General features: G+C 39.4%; 23 protein-coding genes and 1 tRNA gene. 11 read left to right on the forward strand and 13 right to left on the reverse strand.

The features are described from left to right. Window positions 1-112 precede the first annotated feature (112 nt). Window positions 113-1,447, forward strand: a complete 1,335-nt coding sequence (gene gdhA / locus GKR71_RS15345; RefSeq protein WP_036950079.1) for an NADP-specific glutamate dehydrogenase — start codon at window positions 113-115, stop codon at window positions 1,445-1,447. A gap of 85 nt (window positions 1,448-1,532) precedes the next feature. Here gdhA and rsmJ read toward each other — a convergent pair whose 3' ends face one another. Then, window positions 1,533-2,303 (reverse strand): 16S rRNA (guanine(1516)-N(2))-methyltransferase RsmJ, encoded by a 771-nt coding sequence (gene rsmJ, locus GKR71_RS15350; protein ID WP_154634522.1) that lies wholly within the window; start codon window positions 2,301-2,303, stop codon window positions 1,533-1,535. Continuing rightward, window positions 2,296-4,338 (reverse strand): oligopeptidase A, encoded by a 2,043-nt coding sequence (gene prlC, locus GKR71_RS15355; protein ID WP_036950074.1) that lies wholly within the window; start codon window positions 4,336-4,338, stop codon window positions 2,296-2,298. Before prlC ends, rsmJ begins: the two co-directional genes overlap by 8 nt. 286 nt (window positions 4,339-4,624) lie before the next feature. On the opposite strand from prlC, the gene GKR71_RS15360 reads away from it, so the two are divergent. Both GKR71_RS15360 and GKR71_RS15365 read left to right on the forward strand, forming a co-directional pair. Further along, window positions 4,625-4,719, forward strand: a tRNA-Sec gene (locus GKR71_RS15360). Between the two features lie 215 nt (window positions 4,720-4,934). Beyond that, the gene (locus GKR71_RS15365; protein WP_154634523.1) at window positions 4,935-5,960 is read left to right on the forward strand and encodes a virulence RhuM family protein; all 1,026 of its coding nucleotides are present in this window, start codon (window positions 4,935-4,937) and stop codon (window positions 5,958-5,960) included. Window positions 5,961-6,112: 152 nt separating this feature from the next. Here the strand turns inward: GKR71_RS15365 and GKR71_RS15370 are convergent, their stop codons facing one another. The 3 genes from GKR71_RS15370 to GKR71_RS15380 all read right to left on the reverse strand — a co-directional run bounded on the left by GKR71_RS15370 (window position 6,113) and on the right by GKR71_RS15380 (window position 9,934). Next, window positions 6,113-6,475, reverse strand: a complete 363-nt coding sequence (locus tag GKR71_RS15370; protein ID WP_132497203.1) for a YibL family ribosome-associated protein — start codon at window positions 6,473-6,475, stop codon at window positions 6,113-6,115. Between the two features lie 785 nt (window positions 6,476-7,260). Next, the gene (locus GKR71_RS15375) at window positions 7,261-8,367 is read right to left on the reverse strand and encodes a hypothetical protein (protein WP_154634524.1); all 1,107 of its coding nucleotides are present in this window, start codon (window positions 8,365-8,367) and stop codon (window positions 7,261-7,263) included. 4 nt (window positions 8,368-8,371) lie between these two features. After that, entirely contained in the window at window positions 8,372-9,934 is a 1,563-nt protein-coding gene (locus GKR71_RS15380; RefSeq protein ID WP_154634525.1) for a DUF3696 domain-containing protein, read from the reverse strand. Between the two features lie 423 nt (window positions 9,935-10,357). Here GKR71_RS15380 and GKR71_RS15385 point away from each other — a divergent pair, with 423 nt between their 5' ends. Then, window positions 10,358-10,897, forward strand: coding sequence for a DUF2058 domain-containing protein (locus tag GKR71_RS15385; protein ID WP_036950360.1), 540 nt, complete (start codon window positions 10,358-10,360; stop codon window positions 10,895-10,897). A gap of 4 nt (window positions 10,898-10,901) precedes the next feature. Here GKR71_RS15385 and GKR71_RS15390 read toward each other — a convergent pair whose 3' ends face one another. Beyond that, entirely contained in the window at window positions 10,902-11,600 is a 699-nt protein-coding gene (locus GKR71_RS15390) for an RluA family pseudouridine synthase (protein WP_154634526.1), read from the reverse strand. Window positions 11,601-11,759: 159 nt separating this feature from the next. Here GKR71_RS15390 and GKR71_RS15395 point away from each other — a divergent pair, with 159 nt between their 5' ends. From GKR71_RS15395 to GKR71_RS15425, 7 genes are all read left to right on the forward strand, one after another. Further along, window positions 11,760-12,242, forward strand: coding sequence for a cold-shock protein (locus tag GKR71_RS15395; RefSeq protein WP_181477794.1), 483 nt, complete (start codon window positions 11,760-11,762; stop codon window positions 12,240-12,242). A 732-nt stretch (window positions 12,243-12,974) separates the two neighbouring features. Beyond that, window positions 12,975-13,295, forward strand: a complete 321-nt coding sequence (locus GKR71_RS15400) for a helix-turn-helix domain-containing protein (RefSeq protein WP_036950366.1) — start codon at window positions 12,975-12,977, stop codon at window positions 13,293-13,295. A 163-nt stretch (window positions 13,296-13,458) separates the two neighbouring features. Next, the gene (gene ecpA / locus GKR71_RS15405) at window positions 13,459-14,067 is read left to right on the forward strand and encodes a common pilus major fimbrillin subunit EcpA (RefSeq protein ID WP_108478643.1); all 609 of its coding nucleotides are present in this window, start codon (window positions 13,459-13,461) and stop codon (window positions 14,065-14,067) included. A gap of 95 nt (window positions 14,068-14,162) precedes the next feature. Next, a complete protein-coding gene (locus tag GKR71_RS15410; RefSeq protein WP_036950370.1) occupies window positions 14,163-14,846 on the forward strand; it encodes a hypothetical protein in 684 nt (227 codons plus the stop codon). 19 nt (window positions 14,847-14,865) lie between these two features. Next, window positions 14,866-17,361, forward strand: coding sequence for a TcfC E-set like domain-containing protein (locus tag GKR71_RS15415; protein ID WP_154634527.1), 2,496 nt, complete (start codon window positions 14,866-14,868; stop codon window positions 17,359-17,361). 25 nt (window positions 17,362-17,386) lie between these two features. Next, entirely contained in the window at window positions 17,387-19,003 is a 1,617-nt protein-coding gene (locus GKR71_RS15420) for a fimbrial protein (RefSeq protein WP_108478645.1), read from the forward strand. Window positions 19,004-19,072: 69 nt separating this feature from the next. Next, window positions 19,073-19,750 (forward strand): fimbrial protein, encoded by a 678-nt coding sequence (locus tag GKR71_RS15425; protein WP_154634528.1) that lies wholly within the window; start codon window positions 19,073-19,075, stop codon window positions 19,748-19,750. Window positions 19,751-19,756: 6 nt separating this feature from the next. On the opposite strand, the gene GKR71_RS15430 is transcribed toward GKR71_RS15425, so the two are convergent. The 7 genes from GKR71_RS15430 to GKR71_RS15460 all read right to left on the reverse strand — a co-directional run bounded on the left by GKR71_RS15430 (window position 19,757) and on the right by GKR71_RS15460 (window position 26,051). Then, a complete protein-coding gene (locus tag GKR71_RS15430; RefSeq protein WP_108478647.1) occupies window positions 19,757-20,293 on the reverse strand; it encodes a fimbrial protein in 537 nt (178 codons plus the stop codon). Window positions 20,294-20,306: 13 nt separating this feature from the next. Continuing rightward, the gene (locus GKR71_RS15435) at window positions 20,307-20,855 is read right to left on the reverse strand and encodes a fimbrial protein (protein WP_132496818.1); all 549 of its coding nucleotides are present in this window, start codon (window positions 20,853-20,855) and stop codon (window positions 20,307-20,309) included. 11 nt (window positions 20,856-20,866) lie between these two features. Beyond that, window positions 20,867-21,397 (reverse strand): spore coat protein U domain-containing protein, encoded by a 531-nt coding sequence (locus GKR71_RS15440; protein WP_154599829.1) that lies wholly within the window; start codon window positions 21,395-21,397, stop codon window positions 20,867-20,869. A gap of 11 nt (window positions 21,398-21,408) precedes the next feature. After that, window positions 21,409-22,419, reverse strand: coding sequence for a fimbrial protein (locus tag GKR71_RS15445; RefSeq protein WP_154609626.1), 1,011 nt, complete (start codon window positions 22,417-22,419; stop codon window positions 21,409-21,411). A 10-nt stretch (window positions 22,420-22,429) separates the two neighbouring features. Further along, window positions 22,430-23,098 (reverse strand): fimbrial chaperone, encoded by a 669-nt coding sequence (locus tag GKR71_RS15450; RefSeq protein ID WP_108478649.1) that lies wholly within the window; start codon window positions 23,096-23,098, stop codon window positions 22,430-22,432. After that, the gene (gene pefC / locus GKR71_RS15455) at window positions 23,091-25,466 is read right to left on the reverse strand and encodes a PefC/AfrB family outer membrane usher protein (RefSeq protein WP_154599832.1); all 2,376 of its coding nucleotides are present in this window, start codon (window positions 25,464-25,466) and stop codon (window positions 23,091-23,093) included. The genes GKR71_RS15450 and pefC overlap by 8 nt, the downstream gene beginning before the upstream one ends. Window positions 25,467-25,532: 66 nt before the next feature. Further along, window positions 25,533-26,051, reverse strand: a complete 519-nt coding sequence (locus GKR71_RS15460; RefSeq protein WP_036950387.1) for a fimbrial protein — start codon at window positions 26,049-26,051, stop codon at window positions 25,533-25,535. Window positions 26,052-26,073: the final 22 nt, after the last annotated feature.

Genomic DNA, 26,073 nt, shown 5'->3' on the forward strand with positions numbered 1-26,073 from the left:
TAATGATATATTCAATAGGCAAACACAAATCGACCTCACATTTCCTAAAAAAAAAGATAAGAAATAGTGAGGCACCTCACAACAATATCCACATTGAAAAAGGAAGACAAAGATGGCTCAAACACTATCTTCATTCTTGGAGTCTGTCCAAAAAAGAGATCCTTCACAGCCTGAATTCCTACAAGCAGTGCGTGAAGTATTCACTTCTCTTTGGCCTTTCATTGAACAAAATTCAAAATATCGCGATCAAGCACTTCTCGAACGCTTCGTTGAGCCAGAAAGAGTGATCCAGTTCCGCGTATGTTGGATGGACGATCAAGGAAAGGTGCAAGTTAACCGCGCATGGCGTGTTCAATTCAGCTCTGCGATTGGTCCATTCAAAGGCGGCATGCGTTTCCACCCATCCGTTAACTTATCCATCCTGAAATTCTTAGGCTTCGAACAAACCCTTAAAAATGCACTCACAACCCTACCAATGGGCGGAGCAAAAGGCGGTTCTGACTTTGATCCTAAAGGAAAAAGCCATGGTGAAGTGATGCGTTTCTGCCAAGCATTAATGACAGAACTTTATCGCCACTTAGGGGCTGATACTGACGTTCCTGCTGGTGATATCGGTGTGGGCGGTCGTGAAGTTGGCTTTATGACTGGGATGATGAAAAAACTGTCTAATGACACCTCTTGCGTTTTCACCGGTAAAGGTCTGTCATTTGGTGGTAGCTTAATTCGTCCAGAAGCAACCGGTTACGGTCTTGTTTACTTCACTGACGCGATGCTCAAACGCCACGGTTTAGGTTTTGAAGGCATGCGAGTGGCTGTTTCAGGTTCGGGTAACGTTGCTCAATACACCATTGAAAAATGTATGGAATTAGGTGCAAAAGTCGTTACTGCATCCGACTCTAGCGGTACTGTCGTGGATGAAGCCGGTTTCACCCCTGAAAAACTTGCACGCTTAGAAGCTATTAAAAACAACTACGGTCGTGTTGAAGAATACGCGAAAGAGTTTGGTTTAACTTACTTAGCGGGTAAACAACCTTGGGGCGTTCCAGTGGATATCGCACTGCCATGTGCAACACAGAACGAACTGGATGTAGATGCGGCTAAAGTGCTGATCCAAAATGGCGTTAAAGCTGTCGCGGAAGGCGCAAACATGCCAACCACTATTCCTGCAACTGAGCTATTCCTTGAAGCAGGTGTTCTATTTGCTCCTGGTAAAGCAGCTAACGCTGGCGGTGTTGCAACTTCAGGTCTGGAAATGGCGCAGAACGCAGCACGCTTAAGCTGGAAAGCAGAAAAAGTGGATACGCGTTTACACCACATTATGTTGGACATTCACCACCACTGTGTTGAATTCGGTGGCGAAGCCAAACAAACCAACTACGTCCAAGGCGCGAACATTGCTGGCTTTGTTAAAGTCGCTGACGCTATGTTTGCACAAGGCGTTGTGTAAGGTTTAACTCAAAACGTAAGCGAAAGGGCGGTCGTACAAGTTTGTCGCTGTGATAAACCGTACAAACGCCCTTCGCCGTTACGTTTTAATCGCTGTGTTTAATACAGGGATAGATATCGAATCGATGGCTTTTGGTTGTGACTGCTGAAGGTGCTTTTTGCCCCGCAAGCGGTTCGGCGTAATCAGGTCGCTTAACCACAACACGGCGTTTTGCCAGCGCAATGGCTGGTGCCAGTAAAGAATCTGCATCATCATCAGCCCCGATCAATGACTGAAACACCCGCATCTCTTTCTTCACTAATGCACTTTTTTGCCGATGTGGGTACATCGGGTCGAGGTAAATTACGTCCGGCGCTTCAGTAATTTCGGCTAATGCGGTAATGCTCGATGCGTGGATCAGTGACATTCGTGATTGTAGCCATTCCCCGATTTCAGGGTCTTGATAACCACGTTGTAAACCATCATCAAGCAGTGCAGCTACCACTGGATGACGCTCTAACATCCGTACTTTACAGTCCAAAGCCGCCAGTACAAAAGCATCGCGCCCTAAACCGGCTGTCGCATCAATTACATCGGGCAGATACTCTTTTTTGATCCCCACCGCTTTAGCAACCGCCTCACCGCGTCCACCACCAAATTTACGGCGATGCGCCATCGCGCCTGAGACAAAATCCACAAAGATGCCGCCTAATTTTGGTTCATCCATTTTGCGTAATTGCAGGTTTTCGGGGGTTAACACCAATGCCATCAAGGCGTCAGGTGTATGTGTGAGTTGCCATTTTTCAGCAAGTTGATTGAGAGTGCCAATATCGGCACCCTCTTCACAGATTAATTGGATAGCAATATTTTCAGCCATGAATACCGTAGCTCTTCAACATCGCATCTAATTCTGGTTTACGACCACGGAAACGCTCGAACAGTACCATAGGCGCTTCAGAACCCCCGCGACTTAAAATATTATCGAGGAAGGATTGACCAGTTTGGCGATTAAAAATGCCTTCTTCAGAGAAGCGAGAGAACGCATCAGCAGCCAACACATCCGCCCATAAATAGCTGTAATAACCCGCTGCGTAGCCGCCGGCAAAAATGTGGCTAAATGCGTGCGGGAAACGCCCCCATTTTGGTGATGGTACCACGGCAACTTTTTCTTTGATGGCATACAGCGTTGGCATCACTTGCGCGCCTTTTGCTGGGTCATATTCCGCGTGTAAGGTGAAATCAAACAGACCAAATTCAAGCTGGCGCAGTACAAACATCGCCGACTGGTAGTTTTTCGCGGCTAACATGCTTTGTAGCATATCGGCTGGCAAAGGTTCGCCAGTTTCATAGTGACCAGAGATAAACTCAAGGGCTTCAGGTTCCCAGCACCAGTTCTCCATAAATTGGCTTGGTAATTCAACGGCATCCCATGGAACCCCATTGATACCCGCCACATCGGCAACATCAATCTGGGTCAGCATATGGTGTAGACCATGACCAAATTCGTGGAACAGGGTGATGACTTCATCGTGGGTAAATAAAGCAGGCTTATCCCCTAGCGGCTTATTAAAGTTACAAGTTAAATAAGCCACAGGATTTTGCAGTGAACCATCTTTATGCACCATACGACCCACGCAATCATCCATCCATGCACCGCCGCGTTTGTGCTCGCGAGCATATAAATCGAGATAGAAGCTACCGCGTAGGGTATTGGTATCATCATACAGTTCGAAGAAACGGACATCATTGTGCCAAGTTTCAACATCCTGGCGCTCTTTAGCCGTTAAACCATAAATACGGTGAACGACTTCAAACAGCCCATTTAACACGCGCTGCTCTGGAAAATAAGGGCGCAATTGCTCATCATTAAGTGAGAATTTATGCTGTTTTTGTTTTTCGCTGTAATAGGCTAAATCCCAAGATTCGAGGGTTTCAACACCATAATTTTCTTTCGCGAATGCGGTCAGTTCCGCGAGTTCTTCTTTACCTTGCTGATGAGCGCGGTTTGCTAAATCATTCAGGAAACCTAAAACTTGCTCAGGGGATTCTGCCATTTTGGTGGCGAGGGATTTTTCGGCAAAGTTTTTAAAACCAAGCAGTTGAGCCAGCTCATGGCGTAACGCCATTAACTCATCGATAAGTTCGCTGTTATCCCATTTACCTGCGTTTGGACCTTGGTCGGAGGCGCGAGTGCTATAGGCATAGCTCATTTCGCGGCGTAGCTCTGCATTATCGGCGTAGGTCATGACAGGCAGGTAGCTTGGCATATCTAAAGTCAGTAAATAACCTTCTTCACCTTTAGATTCCGCCATGGCTTTTGCTGCGGCGATGGCGCTTTCTGGCATGCCTGCCAGCTCGCTTTCATCTTTAATGAGTTTTGACCAACCCATTGTGGAATCTAGGACGTTATTACCAAACTTAGAGGCGATCTCCGATAAACGTGCGACGATTTCACCATAACGTTGCTGTTTTTCAGCAGGTAAACCAATACCGGACAGTTCAAAATCACGCAGGGTATTTTCGATAGATTTACGTTGAGCTTGGCTTAATTGATTAAATCCAGCGTCTTCTTTGAGGGATTTATAAGCTTGATACAGTGGCTCATGTTGTCCCATCCATGTACTGAATTCGGACAGTAATGGGAGGCATTGCTCATAAGCTTCACGTAGCTCAGGGCTATTTTTAACAGAATGCAGATGGCTTACTGGGGACCAAACGCGGGAGAGTTTATCGCTCGCTTCTTCTAATGGTTGGCACAGGTTGTCCCAAGTATAGTGGCTGTTGGCTGCCAGAATATTTTCAACGGTTTGGCGATATTCGCCTAAAACATGTTCAACTGCCGGGAAAATATGTGCAGGTTCAATATGTTCAAAACGGGGTAATGCGGAATCGGCTAATAATGAGTTTGTCATAAAAAAACATCCTTGAATGCAGGCTTGCGCTCGGGAGCCAAGGCTTACTGTGCTGACAATGAAAGTGTTGGCGGGGTGACTATTTGTGAAATCAGCGCGCCGTATGTAGACATGAATAAGTATATGGGGGCAATTGTACAAACCTCAATATCACATTTGTGCTTTTTGTTATCAGTTTTTGAGAATGGGTGGCATTATTGGCGTGCATCAATAATTTGAATGGTTGTTCTCACAATACCTTGGAAAATAAATAATTCAGTTTATAATCGAACACCTACCAAATAGAGGAAGATCGTCGTCTCCGGTGAGGCGGCTGGATTTCAAATCCAGTTGGGGCTGCCAGCAGTCCCGGGCAGGTTCGACTCCTGTGATCTTCCGCCACTTTTCTCCCTCTATCTTCGTATTAATACCATTTTTTGTAGTTTGTCTTAATCTATAAAGGTTGGTAGGTATTCACTACCCTTTTTGGGCTTGCGGTTTAGCGATACAAACATTCAGAGCTAAAATAGCGCTTGCTAGCCATCTTATCTTTGTGTGCAACATAGTATATTGTTGGCTCTGGATCTTTCTCAGACTATTCAAACGGAGACAATTTGATGAGCGATAATCTTCCTGACGCGCCACTGGGTGAATTTATTTTATTCCGAAGTGAAGATGGTCAGACTCGCGTCGAATGTCGTTTTGAATCTGATACGCTATGGTTATCTCAAGCTTCAGTTTGTGAGCTATACGGGAAAGCAAAGGCCACGATTAGTGAGCATATCAGCAATATATTTGCTGAAGGAGAACTGGCCGAAAATTCAGTTGTTCGGTTTTACCGAACAACTGCGGATGATGGAAAGCAGTACAATGTAAAATACTTCAACCTTTCAATGATCCTCGCCATTGGTTACCGCGTCCGTTCTGTTCGCGGTACTCAATTTCGTCAGTGGGCAACCCAAACGCTGGAGCAGTATCTGATCAAAGGGTTTGTGATGGATGATGAGAGGCTGAAGAGTCCGTCTATCGGTCAGTCAGTCGTGCCGGATTACTTTGATGAAATGCTCGAACGCATCCGTGATATTCGTGCCAGTGAGCGGCGAGTGTATTTACGTGTGAAAGAGATCTTCACTATGGCGGCAGACTATGAACCCTCTAATAAAGAAACCAATCGTTTCTTCCAAACCATCCAAAACAAACTACATTTTGCTTGTACGGGAATGACCGCCGCTGAATTAATTAATAGTCGTGCAGATGCCAGTCGGCCAGATATGGGGCTAACCAACTATAAATCAGATGAAGTGCGTAAAACCGATGTGACAATTGCGAAGAACTATCTACATGAAAATGAGCTCAAAGAATTAAACCGTATCGTCAATATGTGGCTTGATTTTGCCGAAGACCAAGCGCTGCGCCGTAAGCAGATTTTTTTACAGGATTGGGATACTAAATTGGATCAATTTTTAAGTTTCAATGACCGTGAAGTACTACAGGGTACTGGTGGAATTAGTAAGAAAATCGCGGATGAAAAAGCCAAAGAAGAATTTGATGTTTATGCTCAAAAGCGCCGAAAATTAAAAGAGGCGGAAGGCGCAAGAGCTAATATTGAGGCATTGAAAGATTTACTGAAAAAAGGAAAGTAGAAGCCACTATTCTTAATTTTAGCTGACTTGTTAAAGTCAGCCTTGTATCAGAAGCGGACAATACTGGCTAACAGCTCATAATAATGAACGGTATATAAGGAACCTTCCAGTATTCGAGAGTTATGGTAGATTTTAGTTGGATAATTTTCCAACTAAAAATCAGTCTTAGAAAAACCCGTCATAGCATCCAGCTCCATTTCGCGACCTAATGCCGTCATTGGGTGGACAATAACGAGGCCTCGTACGGATTTCTTCAGCTTGCCCATATCCGCTTGCTCTTTCTTGGTAATAGGGCGCTTGAATGGCATATCCATCAATTTCTGTGCTTCTTTACTTAGTTTCTTGTTACGCGTTTCTTTCAGACGAGCGATTTCAACTTCCAGCGTCGCTTTTTCTTTCTCAAGTTCAGCGTACTTTTCCGCTTGGGTGGACAGCTGCATGCTTGCCATTTGGTGACGAATAAGGTCTAAGCGGTCGCTAAGCGTTTTAATTTGTGTTTTTTCAGTTTCTTTCATCATTAATTAACCGTGAATAAATTTCCTGCTGGCAAGTATACATCATTCTGGATTAGAGGGGGAAAGGGATACTATTTGCTGATTATCTTATCTTTGAGTTCAACATAGTATATGGTGGGTGGACTCTTTTCAAAAAATTGAATCAGAGATAATTTGATGCGTGTAATTTTCTGGATATATCTCTGGTTGAATTTGTTTTGAAGTGAAGATGGGAGAATCTGAGTTGAATGGTATTTTGAACCTAGTACGTTATAGTGAAAATATCAAGTGACCTTCCTGGTAATCATTCAGCGCATTAGGTTGATTTATCCATAATTATAAAAAATTCAAATTGTAGGTCTTTCTTTTACGTCCAATAGGAAAGAAATCGACAGGTTGGTTATCTAATTTATTTTATTCGCAGTATCTAATTTCGTTGGTGGTCAACACAAAAGTTTGAATAGTACCAACTCAAGGATTATGATGAATGATGGATAGTTAAAAATGTTTACTGACCCATCTGTGATTGTTGAATTATACTGATGGGATGTTCAAATATATTCGTGTTAATTGGCTGCTCGTTTATCTACCGGTGAAAAAATTTCTATCATGATAGTAAACCATTTATCACCCAATCAAGAAACGATTCTTTCGAAAAGGTATCACTAATTAAAAATAATTAGAGGGAAAGAACGAATGTTGAAGATTTTTTAAAGAAATAAGAATATTGTATATCAATGAAATATTAATGATGGTTATATAGAACAATGATGAAGGGTCAATACCCATCATCATCATCATTATTATTAGCTAACTCTAGATTTTTTATATGGCCCACAGCTCCAGCTAAAAAAACTCTTCCCTAGGTAATGCCATTTTTCTTCAAGAATAGGTGTTAATATAGGTTTATATTTTTTAGGGTTCTTTGTGTTAATATACGTTAATGTGTTATTTAATAAATTATCTCCAAATCCATCATAATTTTTACATGACAAACTACAATCGCATTTCTTGAGTCTTATACAATCACATCCAATGTTAATCTTACTTAAAACATCCTTCCAGAAAATACCATGTTTATTATCTAATTCTATTGCTGATTTTAAATTAAATCCTTTTTTATGGTCAAAATAAAATTTTGTATTTTCATTTATAGAACAAATTTCTTTAAAAAAATTGAGTGAATCTTTTCTTTTTTCCAATAAGTTTAGTTCTTTTAGTACATTTTCAATAGTATCTAGAGGTATTAATGACTCTATTTCATGAACATCTAAAATTTCAACACATCCAGATGACTGAAACTTAAATTTTCCAAACTGAGCGCTAGTTCCACCACTAGGTGCTAGAGGGTGTTTTTTGTCATTATCTACAATACAATATGTTATTTCATTATTTATAGTTATGCGTTCAAAAGTATCTTTGGTACTTCCTCCGCCTCCGTTAATCGCTGTAAAACTAATCGCACATTGTGATAAATTAGCATTTTGAGCGTAGAAATTAGCAATAATTTTAAAGAAATCAGAGTCTGATGGGTTTTCACATACTATTTTTGTTTTTTGTAGTTGCCCGGAATCATGAAAGTATAATGGTCCACATGAGAACTTATAATTTTTTCCTAAGTCAATCCATTTGAATGAACTATCTTGAATTTCAAAATCAACATCAATATGGAAAGAAACCATTTGTAATATGGCTCGATATTCCATAAGGCTAGATAGAGCATTCGATGCAATATTTTTTGATGATTGGCTGTATATACCATCATTTTCATGAATAATAGTTTCAAAAAAATTTTTATTTGCAATAACCAAATGTTTTCTTTCAGAAAATGAGCGCAAAATATTTTCAATTGCTATTGAAAATTGATGATTCATCACCATTTCAGGCGTTGCGTTTATTATGTTAATAAGCATATGTTTATCTACCTGAGAAAAATCCAATAGGCCAATTCTGAAGAGTTCCTTCTTCGTCAAAATATGATTTTCTTACAACAGTTTGCTGTTTTTCATTTTTCTCAAATACTAAGATAGAAACGTCATCTTCAGTAAGTCCTGTGTCATCCTCAATACATTCACTCAAGGCTTCAATCATAGTCTGACTGTGAGTTTCAAAAATAATTTTCAAATCAACTTTGTTTTCTTTTGCTTTTGTAACCACTTTAGCAAAAATTTTTGCTAAATTATGTTGATATGAAGGATGTAAGTGTAATTCAGGTTGTTCAATAATAAATGTTATTGGTTTTTTCTGTGTTATTGTACGACGTTCTGTTTCAAGCCAAATAGCTGTAACTATAGGAATTACTTGAGAGTAACCAAATCCCATATCACTAATGTTATAATTCTCGTTATTTTCACCTGTATTTATTAATATTGCGAAATGAGATCCACTTTGTTCCACTTTAATAGTGAAATCAAAATTAGATTTTGTCCATTCTTCAAATTTTAATCTGTCATTGGCTTTTAATGAATTGAGTAACATAGCTAGGTTAGAACCTGTATGGTCTATTTCATTTACTTGTAAATCTTGAAATCGATAGAATCTTTCAGATGTAGCTCGAAGTGGAGCTATATATTTTACGTTTTTACATGATTCAGATAATGATAAATTTACTATATCTATGATGTTGTTAATATTCCATCCAATAGTGTATGGATATAATTCATCAATAATTTCATTGCGATAAACGCTAAAATTTTTAGTGAAAGTTTTTTGTTCCTTGAAAAGAAACTTAACTAATTCTTCTGTATTACTTTTAGAGTAAAACCCTATTCTTTTAAATGAATCAGTAATTTGATTTAAGTCTGAATTTTTGTGAAAATACCGTTGAATCATCTTAGATGCAATATCTATGAATGATAGCTCTAATATTCTATCTTGTCTTTGTTGTCGTAAATAAAAAGAGGTAGATGATATTGGAGATTCTGTTTTACTTTTCATGTGGATGTTAGGTATAAATTGCCCTAAATTTCTGGCTATCATACCCTCTTTTTCTAAAATTTTTTCTCCTGATTTTATCTGTAGTTTAGTATTGTTATTATCATCAAAATATAGTTCAATATTTGCATCATCTAATTTTAGTTTAATAGCTTTTGCTTTTGTTTTTTTATCTTTAGAATAAACTGTTAGTTCCGTTTCTATATAGTTATGGCTGTTTTTCTTATCTGAATTATTTATTCTATAATAGGTATATTTTTGCATCATATCATCCGGAACAGCCAGCAAAAAACTAAAAGTAATTTCTTTCGCTTCAGAATTTCTCGATAGTACATCACTGAAATCACCAAAATCAACATATCGCCCATACCATAATATAGGGCCTGTAGTATTTTCCTCTACAGATTGGCGAAGTAATGGGAAAGTTCGCAACAGAGAACTTTTTCCGCTACTGTTTTTTCCAACAAATACAGTTATAGGCTTGAGTTCAATAAATGTTCTGTCAGTAAAACTTCTGAAATTTTTAAGTCCTATACCGATTATCATTATATATCTCGATTAAATTATTTTAAGTAATACTATTGTTTTTTATATAAAATGACAATTATTTTACAATGATTTTTTCAAAAAATATAAAGTGAAATTTGTATGTTTCTATTTCTATCCTTAAATAAGTTTTTATTAGATTTTTCTTCTGTATTTTTTGTTTTTTTACATGTGAAAAATATTTTTTATTGTTAATGGTAAAAGGTTTCTATGTGATAATTTTAGTTTCAAGAAGTGTATTGTTTAGATAGGATGATTTTTCAATTTCGATTACATTTTTTTAACTAATGGAATGAACATCATGGGTATACCCAGCGTAAGTTAAATTCATTTTTATAGAGATAATTTACCTATGTATTTAATAGATAATCGAATTTGCAGGTATAATCTCTCCAATTTCATTCAACAGGCTTAGATACCCACATGGCAAAACTTACCTTACAAGAGCAAATGCTCCAAGCGGGACTCGTCACCAGTAAAAAAATGGCGAAAGTACAGCGCACAGCGAAGAAATCACGCGTTCAGGCTAGAGAAGCCAGAGAAGCGGTAGAAGAGAATAAAAAAGCGCAGCTTGAGCGCGATAAGCAACTGAGCGATCAACAAAAACAAGCGGCACTGACGAAAGAGTATAAAGCTCAGGTGAAGCAGCTGATTGAGATGAACAAAATTGATGTGGCGAAAGGCGATATCAGCTTTAACTTCACAGATAATAACCTCATCAAGCAAGTGACCGTCGACAAAACAACACAAAACCAACTTATTAGCGGCCGTCTCGCTATTGCGCGTTTAGCGACTGACAATCCAGAAATGAGCACTTACGCAATTATTCCTGCGAGTGTGGCGGATAAAATCGCTCAACGTGATGAAAGCAGCATCGTATTAAATAACGCCTTGAGTCAGGAAGAGCAGGATGAAGACGATCCGTACGCAGATTTTAAAATTCCTGACGATTTAATGTGGTAGTTGTTTAGAACGGGCTTTTGCTGCGTGCGTGAATGGATTTTCCAGTTATCGGATGAATAAAATTCAATTCACTGGCATGCAGCATCAGTCTCGGCGCAGGTTCAATATCTGCAAGCAGTAAGCCTCCATACAGATCGCATCCCAAAATAGGATGACCGAAAAGTTGGCTGTGAATGCGCAGCTGATGGGTTCGTCCTGTTTCTGGGATAAATTTCACCCTCGTCAGTGGCAACTTACGTCCATCGTCTAGCTCACGATAAAACCGCTCAATTACCTGATAATTGGAACGTGCCGGTTTACCGTGAGTCACGCAAATCGACATTCGGGGAAATAAAGCCGGATCTTTGGCTATCGGCGCATCTATCACACCATGATCATTTTCCACATGCCCACACAGTAACGCACTGTAGGCTTTCGTCACGGTTCGCTGGCTAAACTGTCGGCATAACTCTGCATTTATGGCTTTATTGCGAGCCACGACCATGACACCAGAAGTACCAAAATCAAGGCGGTGCACTAGGGTGCATTCAGGGAACAATTGAACGAGCCGGTAATGTACTGAATCGAGATTTTGTGGATTCTTTCCAGAGAGGCTCAGTATCCCTGAAGGTTTATTGATAATAATAAGGTGCTCATCCTGCTCAATGATTTCAATGTCATCATGGCAAGGGGGCGCAATAAAGGTATCAATAATCGTCGACATCAGGTTATCCAGATAAAAAGTGGCTATGGATAATACCCAATTTTGCGCTATCTGACGATAATGTTATTGGGTGTGTAAAACTAAAGGCGTAGTCTGGGCAGGCATTGTGTTTTATACTGCGCGCTGTGAAATTGAGTCAATATAGAAGGTGGTATGGCAATGAACGGAACAATCACAACGTGGTTTGAAGATAAAGGTTTTGGGTTTCTCAAAGATGAAAACGGGGATAACCGTTATTTTCATGTGATTAAAGTTGCCAACCCAGAACTGATTAAAAAAGGGGCGGCGGTTACGTTTGAGCCAACCACAAATAATAAAGGTTTATCCGCCTTTGCGGTTAAAGTGATCCCTGAAAGCAAATATATCTATATTGCTGGTGAGCGCATTAAGCTGACGGCTATCAAATCATTCCGTATCTATTATGAAGATGTTCCGGCAGATACACGTATTGATAAAGAAAATACCGTGTTATCGATTGGTGCATTAATGAACAGCATTAAACCTAAAACGAATATTAAGCCGGGGGCAACTCGAGCACTGAAAAAGCTAATTATTGAAACCCAGCATGGAACAACATTAACGTTCTCTGAAGATGAGATTGACGTGGATGAAACCATGAAACAGCTTAAAGGTGTTAAATAGCTTTCGACTGAACTAAAAAATCCTCCAACTCCATTGCCTCTCATTTAGAGGCAATGCTTTTCCAGCACTATTTGCGATACCCTTTCCTAAATTTGAATAAAAAATCAACAAATGATCTAAAAAGAGAATATTTTTAATAAGCAAACGCTACATATTAAGCAAGATGTATTAATATATGCGCGAACTGCATTCTGATACGTCCAATTTATAGCGCCTTTATGGCATACAATCTGGATTGTAAATATTATGATGCGAGTTGGTTGTTGTTAAGTTGGTAATCTAAATGAAAATTATTGCGGAATAACGAATTAAGCTGTAGAAATATATTTTTATATTGGTATATTACTCATCTCATGAGTTTTTTATTTTGCAAAAAACAATTTAGCTGTTTCAAATTGTAATTTGTTGTAATAAATGATGTATTTTATCTCGTTTTTATAGGGTTTTACTCCTCCCACGTAAATTTTATTTTAAAAAAATAAAAAATATATTAAATAAATTGAACAACGCTTTATTTAATATATATCAGTTAGTTAATTCTGCTTATCATATTAGGTGTACTCGCACTCGTTGTATTTTAATAAAGCCCGACGATCAATAAATTACTATTTGATAGGTGATACCTATCAAAATAATCTTGTTCGATCGGTATAAACGTTTTTACTCTTATTTTAATGTATTTATTATTAATGGAAATTAAATAAATTGTTTCTTTATATTGGAGTGTGGTTAATGAAATCTAATATAATTAGTGGTCAGGTGGGAGCTTTTTTAAGAAAATCACGTAAAGAAAAGAACATGACGGGAAAGCAACTGGCGAAATTAATAGGAATCAGCCAGCAACAGATATCAAGATATGAAATGGGAATCACTGCGATTACTTTAGATCAGCTAGATGTTTTTTTAAATATTCTAGATAAACGATGGGTCGATGTCATTAAATATGTCGAAAAAGATACTGACTCTGAAAAAAGAATGGGTAATAAAGGAAGTGCGAGTAAATATATTTCCTGGGGAAATTACTCAACAAAAACCATCATAAATAACTGCTAATTTTTCCTCTTAAATTAGAAATAAAATAATCAGTTAATTCTGGTTATTTTATTAAGCATATTCTCTGGGAAATTCGATTGTTTTTTATAAAACACACAATGAATGTGTTTTTTATGCTATGCAATTAAATTTTTCTTCATGGATATTAAATAGAGAGAACAACATGTTAAATAAAAAAATGGCATCTGTTTTGCTATCAACAATTATTGCTGCTTCCTTTGCTACAGTTGCTAATGCTGACACTCGTACTGCTCAAGCGACAGCAACATGGCAAGCGACCGCAATTAAAGATACGACAAGTATGCTGGTTGTTACGCCATTAAAAAGCTTAACATTTAACTATGCAGAAGGTCAGAAAAGCTTTAACCAACAAAATGGCGCATTTGATATCGCTATTCAAGGTCAATCAGGTGCAACAGATTTTAAATTAGCATCAAAAATCATTTCTAACACTTTAGCGAGAACAACAGATGATTCTAAATTAACTGTTGGCGTTAAATGGAATGGTGAAGATCTGAATAAAACGACTGACACTGTGTTAATCGATACTTCAAAAGGCTTAACATCAGGTTTAGATAACTTAGCTGCAGATGGTATCTACAATGGTTCAGAGCGTGCAACTGACCGTGGTGAGTTCACCTTCGTTATCGCTAGCGCGGAAGCGGCTGGTGCAGCGACAGACTTCAAAGCACTGACCGACGGTTCATGGGATGGTGATGTTAAAGTTCAGTTCACTGCAACTTGGGATGGTACTTTCACACCAGCTCCTTAATTGATTATTTACGCTTAGTGAATAACTAATTTTCACGATAAAGATACTATAGGGAAATATTATCTTTATCGTTATCTTTTTTAAAATTAATAATTATGAAAAAAATAACACTAGCATTAGCTTTATTATCTATTCTCCCACTAAAAATGAGCTTGGCGGTTAATGTAGGTAATATTACTGAAATCATATCGTCAGATGAAGACTCATTAGCAAAAGAAATTGAAAATACAGTTAATACGGCAAGGCTCGTTAATTTAACTATCGAGAAAATAGATTCGCCACTTGAGAATGGAAAAGTCATTCCCGTTACGGATCCGAACGAAATATTATCAACCCCCGCTAATCTGATTTTGCCGGGGCAAGCAAAAGATGTTTTTAAAATTATTTATCAAGGTCCCAAAGACGATAAAGAACGTTATTACCGATTAAATTGGAAAGATGACCCTATTGGCGAAAGCGGTGTAACAAAAAGTGCAAAATCTGCCTCAGCGACAACGTCAGCGACCATTAGCACCATCTTGGTTGTTGCACCAAGGATTGAAAAATTTAATTACCAATATGCAAACTCTCAAGTTTCCAATATAGGGAATAGTTCATTTCGTGTGGTGGCATCAGGGCCATGTTTACCTGAAAAACAAAAATATAGCGTGGATGGTATTTGTCGTGAACGTTATTACCTCATGCCACATTTAGCTGTGAAACTACAGTTTGTCGATCTTAATAATAAAAAATCTAGCGTAGGTATTTGGCACAAAGGAGATTTCATTGTCGTCAAATAATTAATAACGGACTTTAATCATGCGTAAGAGTGTTATTGCTTTATCAATATTAAGCATTTTTTTTTCAAACACCATTCATGCTAGTGAGATGAAGAGTATTAAAATTGGTGGTTACATTATTCCTCCGGCATTTGTGAGTGCATTGGAAGAAGGAATGTCTGTGCCTGTTTTTCTACGATTAAGTGATGATGCTAAAAAAAACCAAAGCGAAGATAAAATCGCGGATGCAGTTATTGTCATTGACCAAGGTAAAATTAAGTTATCGAGTATTCACCTCATTGACAGTACGCAAGGTCCACAACTGAATAGTTTGTTAGTTGATAAAATTGAAAATAAACAAGATGCCATTTTTGATGATAACAATGGTATTGTTATCGACAATAATGCAGTGCTGAAATTAAATATTTCGTCATTCAATTTATCATTAGATGTTGATAAATCTGCATTTACACCGAAAACTCACGCAAGGCATTCTGTATTAGGTGATTCATCCGTTAATTCACTTTCAGCAGTGGCAAACTATGATTTAGGTGTATTCCAAAGTCAGGTAAAAAATGCAAAAAATAGCTCCAGTAGCTATTTCAATTTAGACGCGTTATTTGCCGCAGCAGAGCACCATTTTAATATTAATGCATCGGCTTATAGCATCGGTAAATCCAATGCAAGTGTTGAATTATACCGAGCGATGTATGAGCGTGACTTTAATGGGCTGCGTGTCGCATTGGGTTTAATGAGTACGTGGAATTTACAATCCATTGCGAGCTTAACTGCGTTGAGTAGCAGCAAAATTTATGCGGTCACTATCGGGAATAACTCCGCGAGTGTGGTCAATAATAAACAGCAGTCACTGACCCCTATTTATGCCTTCTTAAATAGCCCTGGCGAAGTTCGTATTTATCGTCAAGGTAAGCTTCTTAACATCCAAAACTTCCCAATGGGTAACTTTGAGGTAGACACCAGTACACTGCCTTTTGGTATTTATGACGTCACTATCGAAACGGTTGTTGATGGGAAAGTGGTCACCACTCAAAATCAAACCATCAATAAATCCTTAGGGGCAATCGGAGGAAACTTCGACAAACTGAATTGGGAAATGTACGGGGGCTATGTTGATTTCGATAAAAGGAATTATGTCCGTGGTGAAGATCGTCATAGCCAAGCTCCAGAGAAAAGTTATTTAGCGGGCGCGTCATTCGCCTATAACTTCCCCGTGCTGTCGGGGATACGCTTCCAGATGTCAAACTATGGTTTTGATAAATTCCTAGTTCAAGAAACGAGCATCAACGCGTCGATTAATAACTACATTTCGGTTTCTTGGCAGGGCATGCTGGAAAACCACGGCAGCCATCGCAACATTGGGACAATTTCTGTCAGTATTCCTGAAGGCTATGGTTCCTTTTGGGCATCACGAGAGCGAACGGTGGTCGAAGGGGATTTACCGCTTTACGATGCGGATAACTATTCCTATGGCGCAACAGTTAACTTCGACAAGATTATTGATAGGGCGGGTTCATTCACGATCAGTAATACCAAAGACCGTCGCGTAGGCAGTGATTCAATTAACTACGAATATGCGAATACGCTGTTTTCTGGACGCTATGGAACAGTTGGACTCAGAGCCGGTGTGCAGCGTTATCACTATGACAATCAAAACAGTACCAACGAAAAATATGTGAATCTGGACTTCTCATTACCGCTGTCTACGTGGTTAAGCACGGGCGTTTCTTCCACGAACGGCAACATGAAAGCCAATATTTATGCCAACAAGAGTTTTGAAAACTCGCCGATCACCAATGCGGGAATTTCAGTCTCTAAGTTAGTGCGTGACAAAGATAATGGCGAATCAGATTTTTCGACGCTGGCTTACGCCTCTTATGACATGAAATATAACTCGGGCACCGTTACGATTAACCGACCGGATGGTGACCGACTGAACGGTAACTTAACCTCTCGCGGGTCGGTGGCTTATAGCAACGGCATGATCACACCAAGCGGCAATCAAGGAAAATCAGGGGTAATTATTAATTCTGAGATTCAAGGCGCCGGTAGCATGGTGGCAAAAGTGAATGGGCAAAATTACCCAATTAGCGGAAAAAATACCTTTATTCCATTGTCACCGTATTCAGATTACGACATCCAGTTAATGAACGACGGGAAGTCAAAAGACAGTTTTGACATTGTCTCTGGACGCAATAAATCCGTCACGCTGTATCCCGGCAATATCGCGTTTTATCAACCTGAGGTTCGTCAGTTGGTCACGGTGTTTGGACGGCTTAAATCACCAGATGGTGAATACATAAAATATGCCTCGATTCGTAACCATATAGGGCGAACAAAAACCGATAAAAATGGGGAGTTCTCCATGGACGTTGATGTGCGCTATCCCGTAATTTCGTTATTGCAAGAAGATGAGAAAACGATCTGCGAAGCCGATTTAAACCTACAAGGCGCACGCGGTGCTTTATGGGTCGGTGAGGTGACTTGTGAGCCTCAAGAAGCATTAGCAAAACGCTAACTCTCAATTTTAAGGTTAATAAAACATGCGAGTATTATCGACATCAGCACTCTGTTTTTCACTGGCGGTACTCACGTCAAATGCATTGGCAGCGACAGCACCATTGCAGGAATACGTCATTGTTGAGAACCAGATTGATAACGAATTTTTTATCGTTGCCAACAGGGTTGACCCTCGCTTTTCTGGATCCAACGTTTTTACTAAATATCAACGAAATAGCCAATTAAGCTTAGGCTATATGGGGTATACCGGTACCCCTTTTAGCTCGACCTATAATATAGGGGATATTTGGCTAGAAAACTCCCCTGTAAACCAACCATTTGTGGGGAACCGTTGTATGACAAACAACCGAAATTGTCCTGCGACATCCTATTGGTCAGCTCAACAACTTCGGGATAATGGTGCATATAAAATTCAGCAAACAGGAACACCAGGAGAGTCCGGATACTCTAGACCCATTTTTTCTGAATCATTTTACCGTTGGATTGCAGAATTACCGCCGGGAACCGAATACACGTTTGATTTAAGAACTTGTACGAGTCGAGATGATTATGACCTGAGTAATTCGACCTGTATGACCAGCGGCGGGCGAACCTCGACTCAGCAGCATTATATTCCAACGAATAAAAAGGGAAATATTATCCTGAAGGGAACGGGGGCTTTGCAGGAAGTCTTCGTGGATAGTAACGGCAACCCAACGGTTGGGTTGGGCTCAAACTTCTGTACTACGGGAATTGTTGGAAACGTTTCTGGCGTTATTTGTCAGCTCGTTGAATTGGAAACGAAAGGTTCATCGATCAGTGGGTCATTTACCGTCCGTATGTATATCGATCACCAAAAATTGGGTCTGACGGCGGCGCCTAGAGCTGCATTAATCCAATATAAAGGGAGTAACAGTACCCGTTGGACTAACTGGTCATCAACCACCAATATGTCGGAAATATTTAATAACGGCTCGAATTTTATTGAAGTGTTCCTATCGAATACATATTTGAAATCCATTGTTGATGCTTCTCCTAACTCGAGCGTGACCTTGGCGGATAGTGTTTATACGTTTGCTTTTCAATCTCCACTGCCTCAATCAGGATTCTATGAGTTTACTCCATCGAACTATCTGATTATTAAACCTCGAGATTATGGGATCAGTATTATCCCTGCCGACTTTAACCCGAATCAATCGAAAACTGGGAAAGTGGGTAATGAAGAGCCGCCAATTGAATTTAATTATATTGTGACGACCAGCGGACCAAGGCAGGCAGATTCAATCACCGCCAAAGTGGAAGGTCCAAGCACCACGCTAAAAGGGCAATCGTACTGCTTATTTAGCTCAAATGATGACAAATTCAAAGTGCCATTTTCAGCGTATTTGTCATTTAAAAATCACACGGGAAGCTTAGAGTCTTACCGAGCCAGTTGCGATAGCAATGAAATTTCCCTCAAAAATGCGCTATGGGAAGAGACGCCGTGGGCAAGACCAAATGAAGATTTAGGTTCCTTTTATCGAACCAATTTAGACCTGCTATTCCCAATGAATGAGGCGAATTCTTTCTTCACGTTAGATGGCATTGATTGGCTAGGGACAGTCTCAGCAAGCGGAACGGTGACAGTAAAAGCCATCTGGACAGGGCCCGATATTCAATAAATTAATCCACTTTTTAGGCGACTCATTCAGTATTCAGTCGCCTTATTCTTCAGCGCTAACAGGTTAATTATGAAACTCAATTCTTTGCTGAAATTCTTATTACTATGCACACTGTTTTCGTTTAATGCTAGCGTTCATGCGCTTTACATTAATTCGGATATCTCTTCGATGGAGTCCGATAAAGAATTTTTTTCTAAGCCCTATATTAACGATACGAAAAAGACCAATTTATATAATTTTAGCGCGTATCAAATTGATAAACCGGGCAGCCATGAACAAGGGCGAGCCATTCATAATGGGGAAATTATCTTTACCCCACTGAAGAAAATTTTATTACCAGGAGAGCAGGAATTCTTTAAAATTTTTTATCGCGGAACCGCTGATAACCAAGAGCGCTATTACAAAATCATCATTAGTGAAACGCCGCTTGAAATGCAAAATGATCATGAGGAACGTAAACAGCCGCTGTTTTACCCAACGGTCAGTTTAGAAGCGTACTTCGTCGTGAGACCCAAACAGCCTGATTTTAAATATACGCTCGACCAAAATGCAGGCATTTTGAAAAACACGGGGAATACCTACTTTAGAGTGCTTTTGCATAACAATTGTGATGCAGAGGATGATACTGAGCCTTACGTCCTTTACTTGCTACCTAATCAAACGTATCAAGATGCACGTTTAACCAAGAAAAGTCGCAAGTACATTGTGATTTTTGATAAATATTACGCCGTAGGTAACTGTGAGTAATCGTTATTATTTGTAGAGCGCACTAATAATAACGCTGCTTTTCATGATACCTTTTTCGACACTTGGTGATTGAGCATATGGCTTGGCAAAAAAGCTAATATCAAATTGGTTATTACCATTAGCACTGAATCGTTGGTTTTTTCCAGATAAATCAATAGGACTCTTATCCATCCAAGATAAATAAATTCCAACACCAGATAAGTTGGTTTTCAACTCACCACCAACACCATTATTAAGAGCCCCTTGAGCACCAGGATAAACTTTAATATCTATGTTATTAGGCTTAAAGCCACTTTTATTGCAATCCACAATAAATTGCGTTTTTACCGCGGGTTGTTTTCCTGCGAGCAAATCGGTTTCATTGATCACATCGAAATCGACAATTTTATTGAAGCCTTTCCCATCATTAATATCGCAAGTGATATTGACGATATCTAGCGAGATGCTCAGAACCGTGTCGGGTAAAATTTCATCGGCAACGGTATGCAAAGGGTAGCCACTCATCAGCATGAAAAGAAAGCAGAAGGGAAGTGTTTTATTCATCAATTCGCTCACATTAAAGATATTTTATTTTGATTGTAATGTGGGTGCTCCCACTGCCTAGAGTCACACTATTGCTGCCAATGGGTAGTGCAATAGGTTTTACTTTCAGTTTCACTTTCATTAATGAAGCGGTGGGTTTTTTAAGTAAAAGCTCTTTTCCCATTGGCACACCTGCACCAATATTTCCAACTTGGCTATCTTCCCATGCGACTAAATAACCAAGAGTGTTGTTAACAGATCCAATATAGCCAGATGCCCCCATGGTTAAATGAGGGGTAGCGGGTTCAAATAAGAGTGAAACACGTTGTGGAACTATGGTTCCTGAGCAATCTAATGATAGCGTGGTATGTCCCTCTATTTCGCCAGATAAAACAGTTGCGCTATCTAATGCACCAAAAGCAATATTATCGATCGTTGCTGGCAGGCAAGTGGCAATTTTCACACTCATCCTAATTTGCGATGCCAGCTCTTGACCAACCATGGATGATTGTTTGGTGAGTGCTCCATAGCTATTGATATGCGTAAAAATCAATACGCTGATGAGCAAAATAGATTTGCGCATAGTCACCTCAACTAGTTGAATGTTAACTTAATATTTAATGCTGTACTGGCGGCTCCAGGTGAACCCGTCGTACCAAGTAAAACGGGTTTTACGTTAATAGGAATGGATACGTTAGGTGTTGTGGGTTTCGTGACAGGGGCTTTCGCAACGCCATCAACCAAAACAGGAGTATTGATGGCAGCCATTTCAGCGGTCTTCCATGTCAACTGATAACCTATAGTGGCATTTTGTTTGGTCTTCAAAATACTTTTTGTGGAATCAACGCCATCAGCCGAGGTTAATGCCATCGTATAAGATGCTAAAGTCGCATCACAAGTGATTGCAATCGTCATCGGTTTTTCAACCACTTTGCCATTTTTAATGTCACTGACAGATTGCTCGCCAAAGTCGATATCTGCAACTGAAGCGGCACAAGAAGCCTTGACCGTCATCTTAATATTGGAGGTGACTGTCCCGCCTGTTACGTTGGTCGCAAAGCTTGTTGCATTAGCATAAATAGAAAATAACGATGCAGTACAAAGGAAGAGAGATCTCTTGATCATAAAAAATCCTGTTAGTTTAGTTTTACATTAATGGTCAAGGCGGTATTAGCTGCCCCCACTGCCGTTTGAGTTGTTAACGGAACGGGTTTGACGGTAATTGGGATCGTGAAGTTTGCTGTTGTTGGCTTAGTGTTTGGTGCAATAGCGGCGCCATTGATAACGACGGCACTATTTACAGGTTTAAATGCACTATTGCCCCATGTGAATTGATAACCAACGGATGGATTACTTTTCACATTGATAATTCCATTCGCAGCATTGTTGACACCATCCTTTCCTGAAAAACTTAAGGTATAGGCGGGTAGTACCGCATTACAGGTAAACGCGACGTTGATGGTTTTACCGGCAACAGATTTTGCGTTAACTGAACTTGCAGTTTGGTTGCCAAAATCCACATCGTTGACTGAGACCGCACATGATGCGTTATTGACGAGGGTCATCGATGTTGGGGCACTGAACGCGACACTCTCTGTCATTAACGTACGGCTGTTATTACCAATTCGTGAATAGAATTTTCTGGTTAACATGTAAGTAGGGTTTACAACCGTTTTTCCAACAGGGGGTTTTTTCTGTAAGTAAACGGTACCAGAGTCTGTTCCTCCGCCAGCATTGGCTAAATTGGTATAGCCCGTTCCACTGGTTTTGTAGTCTAAAACCAGTATCCAAGCACTGTTACTACAGCTTCCTGTTGATCGAAATCTTAAAATGCCATCGGATGAGGTTTTATCGACGGTTCCACCATTTGGGCAATCATTTGGTGATGCGCCATATTTATCAACAATATAAATAAAGTTACCTGTCGTATTCCCCGCACCACTTGAAGCACGTAAGCATTGCCCTGCTAAAGTTAATGGGACACCAGGGGCGCCAAAAGTATAGAGTTGATCGCCAACTTTTTTGTTCGTCACGTCGATTTGTGCTGGAAATGAATATTTGATGGATATATTTCGGCATCTTGCCGCAGAGGCATCTAACGCGAAAAAAAGCATCAATATTCCAAGGTAAAACCCTTTTTTTGCCATGATGATGTCCTTATTGCAGTTCGATCACACGTCGAGCGCCGTAGTCATCAATGGCTTCAACAGTGACTTTACCGGATAACGGGCGCTGTAAATCCATCTCGCTGAAAGGCGGGAATAAGCTAATTGAGCGTTCAACATCCGCGGATAAAGACAGCGGTTTGTTGTTGACGGAAACTTGTGTGAGTGCAAAGTAGTAAGGTGTTGGGTTCTTCAGTGTTGAACCGCTATATGTGATATTTTTTTCTGCATCCTCTCGGCTTTCTGCAAGGATTTTAGGGCGATAAATGAGCTTAACTTGTGTATTTAATGCCACAGCAAGGACATTGCCCTCTTCCGCAGAGGCAACTGGTGGGATTTCTTGAACATTCAGCCAAAACAGTGATTCCCTGTCTTTTGGCAGTATGTCATTAATATAAATTAAGCGAACAAGCTGTTTTTCATTGGCTGCGACTTTAAATAAGTTGGGTGCAGGAACAAAGAAAACATCATCCCCTTTGAGGTTATCGATCCAGACCTGCCCACCGTAGGCTTTTTCGCTATTATTCTTAACTTCAACCGCAATATTTTTACGACCTTCATCATAGATAAATCGAGTGCCATTCAGCGTGAATGCGGAATAGGCATTAAAACAGGTTAACAAAAATGGCAAGATAGCGAGTTTGGATATGAGCTTAATCATTGCATTCGATCTCCATGATTTGGTTTTCATTGGGTTCTACCCCATTCATATTTAAGGTGCATACCTCATCATTTGAGGAGGTAATGAAAATGGCATTAGGCTGACTTAATAAATTCAACAGCAAAACACCGCCATTGGAGACAAATCCCACATAGTCGTTATTTTCTGTTCGTGCTGAGCTACCGGCAGACACAAACTCACCGTTTTTCTTTTTCAGTCTCAAAATGTATCGATGTATGGTTGAGTATTTGAACTCGCGATAAACAATGGCTTTATCTGTTGGAACAACGCGTTGTACAGAATCGAGTAACTCAACGTTGTTTGGAACTTCCTCAGTATTGATTTTTAAATTATTTTCAATATAAGGGGAGACACCAATTACGGTATTTCCATGTCTATCTGTAGGCGGTGAGTCATTAAAAACAATATTTCCGATATTCTTAATGTTGGCGATGGCGACAGTATCTTGTCGCACATTGGTTAAAAATAAGCCGGTTTGTTGCGTGGCAAGCAAGCTACCGGAGGCATTGATAGAGCCTGTGGTTTGATGCTGGTTTTGGGCAATAGCCACACCTGTATTCACCCAATCTTGGTTAAATCCAAAGTAAGCAGAGTTTGACCAGCTATCACGATCTTTGCTGGTATTCACGCTATAGTTCACTTTTTCATTAATGTTCCCTGCGATACCAGAGTTAAAACTGGCTTTATTATCACGGTCATAGCTCACAGAGTTCGTCCAAAAATGGTTTTTATCAAACACACTAAACGGAATATTCACACCGACGGAGATGGCATAATTATCACGGTCATGGTCATTTAATTTTTGATAATCAGCGGATACCGAAAAGTCGATACCTTTGAAGGCTGTGTTATAAGTCACGTTAGCGCCGATTTCATTGCGGATACGATTACGGTAGGTTTGTACCCATCCCGACAGGCTGATAAAGCTGTTATCAAAATTTTGAGAAATAATGGTTTCATAGCGCTCTTTACGATTACTTCTTTGGTACAGCGCATTTTGGTTAAACTCATTAAAATCAACGTACTCTTTACCTGTATAACGGTAAGTTAAAAGCTGTAAGTTAGTCGTATTCGACAGTGAATTGGCATACTTCAGCATATAACTTATCCCTGATTGCTTAGCATCAGGTGATGTGGGAGTCTGTTTTTGAAAGTGACTGTTGGCCGCGTTCACGTTAAAAGAGACCGCACCAAATTGACCAAACTCTTTACTCAGACCAATTCCAGCACTTTGATAATCACTGTGTAAAATTCCCGCCGTTTGCAACGTAAAATACGTAAATCCATAATCAAGAGCGCCCAAAAGGAATGGGTGGCTTTCACGCTTTCCAGCTAGCTCTCGCTCACCAATGACGAGGTTGTAATCCATCTCATTGGCTCGTAATAATGATGGGAGTGTGGCAACTGGCACATATCTCACGGTTTTGGTTCCATTATCTTCTTCAACAGTAATGGTCAAATCACCATTACTGACGGGTGAAATATCATTTAATTGATATGCTCCCGCAGGAACGACTTGAGAACTAAGAACGTATCCATTTTGTGAAATAGTAATTTTTGCATTCGAACTGACCACACCTGAAATGACAGGGGCGTAACCTCGCATTTCCCATGGGCGCATATTTTTTTCTGAACGTAACGCCATTCCGTAAAACACAAAGTTAGGTAACATCGTCATTGATGTTATTGTTTTACCGGCAATAAAACTTCCCTGTATAGACTTCATGGCAGTTGAAATGGTAGCTTCTGAAGTCTCGGTTCCTGAATCTTTAAGATAACTACTGCGGACGTAGCCTACCCATCGACCAAAATTAGAATATAAGTCGAAATCCCCATAAAGTTGGGTATTAGCGGATGTTGTTTTAGAGACATACCCGGAATAGTTAACTTTGATCCCTGGTATTCCATAATCCCATTCTTGTTGATTTTTTGAGTTATCTAAGGCGACTTGTGGAATATTAAAAGTCAAAACCTGTTTTGCATTATCAAAGTCAATTTTAACACCTGGATAATGACCTAAGTTGTAGCAGTTTCTTTCTGCATCGAATTCATTTTCAAATAAGGATAAATTAATAGGCAATGAAAGCTCATTTATCCATGTTGTATTTAAACAAAGATTTTCTCTATCTTTGGTTAATATAATTAATTCTTTTTTTCCCATTGGGTGGCGATTAAAAATCACCTCTACAATATAGTGACCTTCAGGATATTTAACACTGTCATCAAAAATACTTGCTGCTTGAGATTGAACTCCTCCATGTAAGAAGTCCATATTCAAGTTTGCATATACACAAAATGGACTTACCAACAGGGATAATATAAAAGCATTGACTGGTTTTAAACGCATATATCCATCACTATTTGTAAGCGGTAATAAGGGTCAAAGACCCTTAATTTAAAAATATAAAACTAATTATTTATATGCCACTGCATAAGTTGCAGTAGAAATGATGGTACCTTCGGTAACAGTTTGACCTGTTGTTGCCAACATTCTTGCTTTGAAATTCATATTTCCAATAGCATCGGTTCCATTACCAAAATCAACTGTTTGGCTGTTATAAGTTACATCTTGATTTGGAGTGGTTGAGTTCATTGCGGTTAATTGAATAGAAACACCATTTGCTGTTCCTTTCATATTTGCAAGACCAGAATTAGTAAATCCAGCGCTTTGCCAACCTACTTGACCATTAGTTTTTTTCAAACATTCGTCAGTACGTGGAACTAAACTAAATTCAACGTAGTCACCATTGGTATCTGCTGTTGTCATTTTGCCTAAATCAATTGTAGATTTAACTAACCCACCGACTTCGGTATCAATATCACAAGTTGCAGAAGTTACCGCTCCAATAAATTGTACTTCCCCTGTATTTGCAAATGCAGCGCCACTAAGTAATACGCTGCTACAAATTAAAGGTAATAACATCTTTTTCATTTAATCATCCTCATAAGAGTAT

The organism is Providencia sp. wls1922 (assembly GCF_009706505.1).
Lineage (GTDB): Bacteria > Pseudomonadota > Gammaproteobacteria > Enterobacterales > Enterobacteriaceae > Providencia > Providencia lanzhouensis.